Origin of the sequence: Chimaeribacter arupi, from assembly GCF_002858805.1 — a bacterium.
Lineage (GTDB): Bacteria > Pseudomonadota > Gammaproteobacteria > Enterobacterales > Enterobacteriaceae > Chimaeribacter > Chimaeribacter arupi.
Genome location: NZ_PJZI01000064.1, coordinates 1 through 7,312, shown reverse-complemented (window position 1 = coordinate 7,312; position 7,312 = coordinate 1). Strand labels below are relative to the sequence as shown.

The window sequence follows — 7,312 nt, the reverse complement described above, 5'->3', positions numbered from 1 at the left end:
TGACATACGGATTAACAGTCCGCCGTTCTACCGACTGAACTACAGAGGAATCGTGTGAACGGGGCGGATAATAACGGCCTGCCGGGGGCTTGTCAAAGCCCGGATTTCATTTGCAGAACTGTTTGCTGCAACCTTCGCCAATTTGTGCGTGGCGTAACCGGATGCGGGGGCATCACGGCGGCTTAGGGCTGTGCGGCGAGCCATAAGTTTGCATTATGTTGGTGCACCGGCAAGGGGCAGGGCAGCAGGCAACAGCGGCCGGCCCCGGCCTGGATTACGCAGGGCAGAGCGGTTTCACGTTACTTTCCGGGGGATTAGCGCCGCCGCACGCCGGGCCATACGGTGACGCAGCGACTCTGGCCTGTTTCTTGCTGACCCTTATCAGGTGATCCCTTTCCTGATGCATTTGGAGGCAGCGATGAATTTAAGACGGTTAAAATACTTTGTGAAAATCGTCGAGATCGGCAGTCTGACCCAGGCCGCAGAGATCCTGCACATTGCCCAGCCTGCGCTGAGCCAGCAACTGGCGACGCTGGAAGGAGAGCTGAAGCAGCAGTTGTTAATCCGTACCAAGCGCGGCGTCACGCCGACCGAGGCGGGAAATATTTTGTATGCCCATGCGCAGACCATCCTGCGCCAGTGCGAACAGGCGCAGAATGCGGTCACCGGCGTCGGGCAGGCGCTCAGCGGCCAGGTCTCTGTAGGGCTGACGCCCGGCTCGGCCGCCTCCCAGCTGGCATTGCCGCTGTTGCAGGCGGTACGCGAACAACACCCCGGCATCCTGCTCTATTTAGATGAAAATATCGGCAGTGCGCTGGGCGAAGCGATTGTGAGCGGCCGGGTGGATATGGCGATGCTCTACGGCAATAAACCGGCCAATGGCCTGTGCTATACGCCGTTACTGAAAGAGGATCTCTACCTGGTCGGCACGCTGGCGGTACCCAACCCAGGGGTGTCGGTTGAGCTGTCTGAGGTGGCGAAACTCAATTTGTTCCTGCCGCGCAGCCACCATGTGATGCGCAAGCTGGTGGATGACGCCCTGGCGCTGCGCCGTTTGCAGGCCACGGTGATTGGTGAGATTGAATCCGTGCCGACGTTGACGGCCGCCGTCGCCAGCGGGCTGGGGGCGACCATTTTACCGGAGTCCGCCGCGCGGGCGCTGGCCGGCCCGGCGCGGGCATGGGTGTCACGCATCAACTGCCCGGCGCTGCAGGTGCCGCTCTCGCTCTGCCTTTCCGACAGCCTGCCGCTCTCTGCCGCCGCCGCCGCGGTGAAAGAGATCCTGTTGTCCCTGATGAGCGAATCCCCCTCCGCCACCCGCATGGCCGCTGTGGCGTAACGGCACACCGCAAAAATCGATCCGGGCGCGCACGTTACAGGCGGAGCCGCCCGGCGAATCCTTTTTCAGGGCGTGCCGCCCGCCCCCCGCCGTGTATCGCCGGCATGATAAGTATCGCCGGCATGATAAGTATCGCCGGCGTGGCCGGGCTGCGCCTGCCGCGGGCTTTATTGCCGGGCAGAAGGTGCAAAAAAGGCGATCGAAAAAATGAGTAAAAAAAAGCCTTTGCAGGATAGGCGTTTGTAAATCATTATTTGAAATGTGGTTTCACTTACCTTCTCGCAGGCCAATCTTGAACGTCATCAATGCCGTGCACCAGCGCGTTGCCAGCACACGCTGGTATACCAACCGTAAAAGTTACCGGGTGCTGTTCTGGCGTGAAATCACGCCGCTGGCGGTGCCTATTTTCCTGGAAAATACCTGCGTCCTGTTGATGGGGGTGCTGAGCACCTTCCTGGTCAGCTGGCTCGGCAAAGAGGCGATGGCCGGGGTCGGGCTGGCAGACAGCTTCAACATGGTGGTGCTCTCTTTCTTCGCGGCGGTGGATCTCGGCACCACGGTGGTGGTGGCGTTCAGCCTCGGTAAGCGTGACCATAAACGGGCGCGGGCTGCGGCGCGGCAGTCGCTGGTATTGATGACGGTGGTGTCTGTGCTGCTGGCGGGCGGCATCCATCTGGCCGGGGAGCAGATTGTTGACGTGATTGCCGGGGCGGCCACGCCGGAGGTGAAAGCGCTGGCGCTCTCCTACCTGCAAACCACCGTCTGGAGTTACCCGGCGGCGGCGATTGCGCTGATCGGCAGCGGTGCGTTGCGCGGCGCCGGCAACACCAAAATCCCGCTGCTGATCAACGGCGGCATGAACATCCTCAATATCATCATCAGCAGCATCCTGATTTACGGGCTGTTTGGCTGGGACGGCCTGGGCTTTGTCGGGGCCGGGCTGGGGCTGACCATTTCACGCTATATCGGCGCCATCGGCATTATCTATGTGCTGATGATCGGCTTTAACCCGGCGCTGCACATTACCCTGCGCAGTTATTTCACCCCGCTGAAATGGAATATTCTGTGGGAAGTGCTGGCCATCGGTTTGCCGGCCAGCATTGAATCGGTGCTGTTTAACGGCGGCAAACTGCTGACGCAGATGTTTGTGTCCGGCATGGGCACCAACGTGATTGCCGGTAACTTTATCGCGTTTTCCATCGCCTCACTGATTAACCTGCCGGGCAGCGCACTTGGCTCCGCTTCCACCATCATCGTCGGCAAACGGCTCGGCAAAGGGCAGATTGGGCAGGCGGAGCGGCAATTGCGCCATGTGTTCTGGCTCTCCACCATTGGGTTAACGCTGATCGCCTGGAGTACCGCGCCGTTCGCCGGGCTGTTCGCCTCGTTCTACACCCGTGAGGAGGATGTGAAAGAGGTGGTGAAACACCTGATCTGGCTCAACGCGCTGTTTATGCCGATCTGGGCGGCCTCCTGGGTGCTGCCGTCCGGGCTGAAGGGCGCACGGGATGCGCGCTTCGCGATGTGGGTGTCGATGCTGGGCATGTGGGGCTGCCGCGTGGTCGCCGGGTACACGCTGGGGATTGTGCTCGGCCTGGGCGTGGTCGGCGTCTGGCTTGGGATGTTCCTGGACTGGACGGTGCGCGGTGCCTTCTTCTACTGGCGGATGGTCAGCGGCCGCTGGCTGTGGAAATACCCGCGGCTGAAACAGGGCGAGGTGGCACCGGCGCCGGTGAAAACGCACTGGCTGAAAGCGAGAAGCTCCCGCTGATCCGGCAGGGCATCCGCATTTTTTTCACTAAGCAGCGCAAAAATGCGTATTTCCGTTGGCGGCAAAAACGCGGTCTACTCAGGGTTGTGCACCACACTGACCCTGACCCCGGAGGATGGCATGACACGTTTACTGGCCTTTTTATTTCACCGCACCCCAGGCACGGCCGCACGCCGGCCGCCGTACGAGGTGGATGCCGCCGCGCTGTGCGACGTGCTGATCCCCACCAGTGCGCTGTATGGGCTGACGTTCCATCCTTCGGTGCAGCGGCATTATGGAAAATAGCCGCTACCGCCTCAGCCTGCGCTACTGCTACTGGAACGAACTGTGCACTGAACGCCTGCCCTGACCGGCAGGTGTTTTTTTTCGGCAGAGATCAGGTTCACCCCTCCACTCAGGCCTGCGGGCTGTCCATGACCGCCATCAGCGTATCCAGCAAACCGGGAAAACGGGCATTCAGGTCATCCCGCCGCAGTGAAATCAGGTTTTCCCGCCCTTGCGGCCGCTGCCAGATAACGCCGCTGTCGCGCAATACCCGCCAGTGATGGGTCATGGTGGATTTCGCCACGTCGCGCCGCAGCGCACCGCACGCCTGTTCGCCCTCTTTGGCCAGCGTCCTGACAATTTCCAGCCGCAGCGGGTTGCCCAGCGCCAGCAACACATTTTCCAGGCGAATCTGATCCGTTTCCGGGTGGTTGGCAATCATAGTGTTCCTGTTGAGCATGAATTCAGCGGCGGCCTGCGCCGCCGGGCCGCTACTATACCAATCATGGCAGGCCCGGACCAACTCATCACGGGCGGGTGCTGTGGTTAATTTTAGCGCAAATAGTTCGACGATACACGTACGGTTGTATTATGCTGATCCGCAGTAACCTGATGGCCGGCAATGGTGCCGGCCTGTGAGTGTCACTGACTAAGGACGCATCATGCCCCGAACCCTTCCTATCGAACGTTATCGCAACATCGGCATCTCCGCGCACATCGATGCCGGTAAAACCACCACCACGGAGCGCATCCTGTTCTACACCGGGATGAGCCACAAGCTGGGGGAAGTGCATGATGGCGCGGCAACCACCGACTGGATGGCGCAGGAGCAGGAGCGCGGGATCACCATCACCTCGGCGGCGGTGAGCTGCTTCTGGCCCGGCATGGACAACAGTGTCGAGCCGCACCGCATCAACATTATTGATACGCCGGGGCACGTCGATTTCACCATCGAGGTGGAGCGCTCCATGCGTGTGCTGGACGGCGCGGTGATGGTGTATGACTCGGTGGGCGGCGTGCAGCCGCAATCGGAAACCGTATGGCGGCAGGCGAATAAATACCATGTGCCGCGGCTGGCGTTCGTCAACAAAATGGATCGCGCGGGCGCGGATTTCTTCCGCGTGGTGCAGATGATGATTGACCGCCTGAACGCCCACCCGGTGCCGATTGTGATCCCAATCGGCAGTGAGGAGCACTTCAGCGGCGTGGTCGATCTCAACAAAATGCGCGCCATCTACTGGGATGACACCACCCAGGGCATGACGTTCCGCTATGCGCCGGTACCGGAGGATCTTATGCCGGTCGCACAGTTATGGCGCGAGAAAATGGTGTCGGCCGCGGCGGAAGCCAACGATACGCTGATGGATAAATACCTGAATCAGGGCGATTTGGAGGAGCAGGAAGTCACGCTCGGGCTGCGCCTGCGCACGCTGGCCGGGGAGATCCAGCCGATGCTGTGCGGCAGCGCCTTCAAAAACAAAGGGGTGCAGCGGATGCTTGACGCAGTGATTGACCTGATGCCGTCACCGGTGGATGTCCCGGCGGTGCAGGGCGTGGATGAGAAAGGCCAGGTGGCGGAGCGCCATGCCGCCGATGATGAGCCGTTCTCCGCGCTGGCCTTCAAGCTGATGACCGACCCCTACGTCGGCCAGCTCACCTTTGTGCGCGTCTATTCCGGCGTGCTGCGCAAAGGCGACAGCGTGTTCAACGCGGTCAAAGGCAAGAAAGAGCGCATCGGCCGTATTGTGCAGATGCACGCCAATGACCGGCACGAGGTGGATGAGATCCGCGCCGGGGACATCGCGGCCTGCGTCGGGCTGAAAGAGGTCACCACCGGGGAAACCCTCTGCGACCCGCAGGCGGTGATCACCCTGGAGCGGATGGAGTTCCCGGACCCGGTGATATCCCTGGCCATCGAGCCGAAAACCCAGGGCGACCAGGAGAAAATGGGCATCGCGCTGCAACGGCTGGCGGCGGAAGACCCCTCTTTCCACCTGCACACCGATGAGCAGTCCGGGCAGAGCATTATCTCCGGCATGGGCGAATTGCATCTGGAGATCATCGTTGACCGCATGAAGCGTGAGTTCGGCGTGGAGGCCAATATCGGCCGCCCGCAGGTGACGTACCGCGAAACCATCCGTAAAACGGTGCGTGACGTAGAAGGGAAATTTGTGCGCCAGTCCGGCGGGAAAGGCCAGTACGGCCATGTGGTGCTGACGCTGGAACCGCTGGCACCCGGCAGCGGGTTCCGCTTTGAGGATGCCACCAAAGGCGGCGTGGTGCCGCGTGAGTACATTCCGTCGGTGGAGAAGGGCATCCGTGAGGCGCTGAACAACGGCATTCTGGCGGGGTACCCGGTGGTGGATCTCAAGGCCACGCTGACCTTCGGCTCCTACCATGAGGTGGATTCGTCCGAGATGGCGTTCCGCATGGCAGCCATTTTCGGCTTCAAAGCGGCGGCGAAACAGGCCGATCCGGTGATCCTGGAGCCGGTCATGAAAGTCGAGGTCGAAACGCCGGAAGAGTACGCAGGCGGGGTGATGGGGTACCTGTCCTCACGCCGCGGCACAGTGCAGGGCATGGATGAGTTGCACGGTGCACGGGTGATCCGCGCTGAAGTGCCGCTGTCGGAGATGTTCAGCTATGCCACCACGCTGCGATCCATGACGCAAGGGCGCGCCTCTTACAGCATGGAGTTTGACCACTATGCAGAAGCGCCGCGCAACGTGGCGGAGGCGATCATCGCCGCGCGGGGGAATGCGTAACCCGCGGACGTAAACGCCGTGCGTTAACCGATGCCGCACCGGGCTGCCCCGGTGCGGCATTTTTACGTTCCCCACGGGATGTTCACAGTGCCCACGCCTGCCAACAGGCACTGACCTCAGCCGGTGAGGAGAGAAACAGCGTGGGCTGCGCGCAATCAGCAAGGCATTGCCGGTGCCTTGTTCTGTTGTGCGGCGTCGTCACGATCAGGTATTTCAGCATCTCAATCGTGAGGCGATCGCGTTGGTTTCCCATCTCAATGCCGCCCACCCGGTCACGTTCAAACAGCGTGCGGCGCACATAGCGCAGCAGCATATGCGGTAACGCAATATCCAGCAGAATCACCCCGGTCGCCCGGTTAAGCCGCTCCGGCAGGCAGCGGGTGTAATTTCCCTCAATTACCCAGCGCTCCTCCTGAACCGCCGCGCGGTGCAGCGCCAGAAACTGCGCCTCCGGCCGGGGCTGCCAGCGGGTGTGGGGGAGGTGATAGAGCTGATCAAGATGCACCACCGGGCAGGCCGTTTTGCGGGCGATGGCGTGCGCCAGGGTCGATTTACCGCTGTTCGAGGGGCCAAGGATGCAGATACGGGGGCCGAGGTCAGACAGGGGGATAAATTTCTTCATCAGTGTGACTCCGTGTCCAGAACACAGGGGGAGCGATGTGTGCCGGTGCCATAGGGATGATGCCGTGATGATAAGGGCTGTGATTAAAAATGGGGGAGAGGGCGGTTAATTCCGCACACGAAAAACAGGCCCAAACGAAAAAAGCCTGCTTTAAAAAGCAGGCTTTCCGAATTTGGCTCCTCTGACTGGACTCGAACCAGTGACATACGGATTAACAGTCCGCCGTTCTACCGACTGAACTACAGAGGAATCGTGTGAACGGGACGCATAATAGCGATGCGTACCGGCCTTGTCAAAGCAGAAAAAAGCGTAACGGTTTGTTTGCTGGCATTATGACCAAACGGCGGAAAATAACAGCATACCGTGCACGTTCTTTATTCTGCGGCCTGACGAACAGGCAAAATAATGATGAGAAATAGATAAACGAAAAAAGCCTGCTTTAAAAGCAGGCTTTTCGAATTTGGCTCCTCTGACTGGACTCGAACCAGTGACATACGGATTAACAGTCCGCCGTTCTACCGACTGAACTACAGAGGAATCGTGTGAACGGG

The 7,312-nt window shown here is 60.4% G+C and carries 6 protein-coding genes and 2 tRNA genes; 4 read left to right on the top strand and 4 right to left on the bottom strand.

The genetic code is table 11. The features are described from left to right. Window positions 1-418 precede the first annotated feature (418 nt). From nac to CYR52_RS21855, 3 genes are all read left to right on the top strand, one after another. The gene (nac, locus tag CYR52_RS21865) at window positions 419-1,339 is read left to right on the top strand and encodes a nitrogen assimilation transcriptional regulator NAC (RefSeq protein WP_101829430.1); all 921 of its coding nucleotides are present in this window, start codon (window positions 419-421) and stop codon (window positions 1,337-1,339) included. Between the two features lie 292 nt (window positions 1,340-1,631). Then, the gene (locus tag CYR52_RS21860) at window positions 1,632-3,110 is read left to right on the top strand and encodes an EmmdR/YeeO family multidrug/toxin efflux MATE transporter (protein WP_072928336.1); all 1,479 of its coding nucleotides are present in this window, start codon (window positions 1,632-1,634) and stop codon (window positions 3,108-3,110) included. 42 nt (window positions 3,111-3,152) lie between these two features. Beyond that, window positions 3,153-3,395, top strand: a complete 243-nt coding sequence (locus CYR52_RS21855) for a hypothetical protein (protein WP_101829429.1) — start codon at window positions 3,153-3,155, stop codon at window positions 3,393-3,395. A gap of 109 nt (window positions 3,396-3,504) precedes the next feature. On the opposite strand, the gene CYR52_RS21850 is transcribed toward CYR52_RS21855, so the two are convergent. Continuing rightward, the gene (locus tag CYR52_RS21850; RefSeq protein WP_072928338.1) at window positions 3,505-3,816 is read right to left on the bottom strand and encodes an ArsR/SmtB family transcription factor; all 312 of its coding nucleotides are present in this window, start codon (window positions 3,814-3,816) and stop codon (window positions 3,505-3,507) included. A 220-nt stretch (window positions 3,817-4,036) separates the two neighbouring features. On the opposite strand from CYR52_RS21850, the gene fusA reads away from it, so the two are divergent. Continuing rightward, window positions 4,037-6,139 (top strand): elongation factor G, encoded by a 2,103-nt coding sequence (fusA, locus tag CYR52_RS21845; protein ID WP_101829428.1) that lies wholly within the window; start codon window positions 4,037-4,039, stop codon window positions 6,137-6,139. 82 nt (window positions 6,140-6,221) lie between these two features. Here the strand turns inward: fusA and CYR52_RS21840 are convergent, their stop codons facing one another. From CYR52_RS21840 to CYR52_RS21830, 3 genes are all read right to left on the bottom strand, one after another. Beyond that, window positions 6,222-6,761, bottom strand: coding sequence for a P-loop NTPase family protein (locus CYR52_RS21840; protein ID WP_101829427.1), 540 nt, complete (start codon window positions 6,759-6,761; stop codon window positions 6,222-6,224). Between the two features lie 173 nt (window positions 6,762-6,934). Next, window positions 6,935-7,010 (bottom strand) — tRNA-Asn (locus CYR52_RS21835). Between the two features lie 212 nt (window positions 7,011-7,222). After that, window positions 7,223-7,298, bottom strand: a tRNA-Asn gene (locus CYR52_RS21830). Window positions 7,299-7,312: the final 14 nt, after the last annotated feature.

Excerpts from the sequence above, each read along its gene's own strand:
- nac (WP_101829430.1), top strand. The coding sequence starts at position 419 with ATGAATTTAAGACGGTTAAAATACTTTGTGAAAATCGTCGAGATCGGC.
- CYR52_RS21855 (WP_101829429.1), top strand. The coding sequence starts at position 3,153 with ATGCGTATTTCCGTTGGCGGCAAAAACGCGGTCTACTCAGGGTTGTGC.
- CYR52_RS21850 (WP_072928338.1), bottom strand. The coding sequence starts at position 3,816 with ATGATTGCCAACCACCCGGAAACGGATCAGATTCGCCTGGAAAATGTG.
- fusA (WP_101829428.1), top strand. The coding sequence starts at position 4,037 with ATGCCCCGAACCCTTCCTATCGAACGTTATCGCAACATCGGCATCTCC.
- CYR52_RS21840 (WP_101829427.1), bottom strand. The coding sequence starts at position 6,761 with ATGAAGAAATTTATCCCCCTGTCTGACCTCGGCCCCCGTATCTGCATC.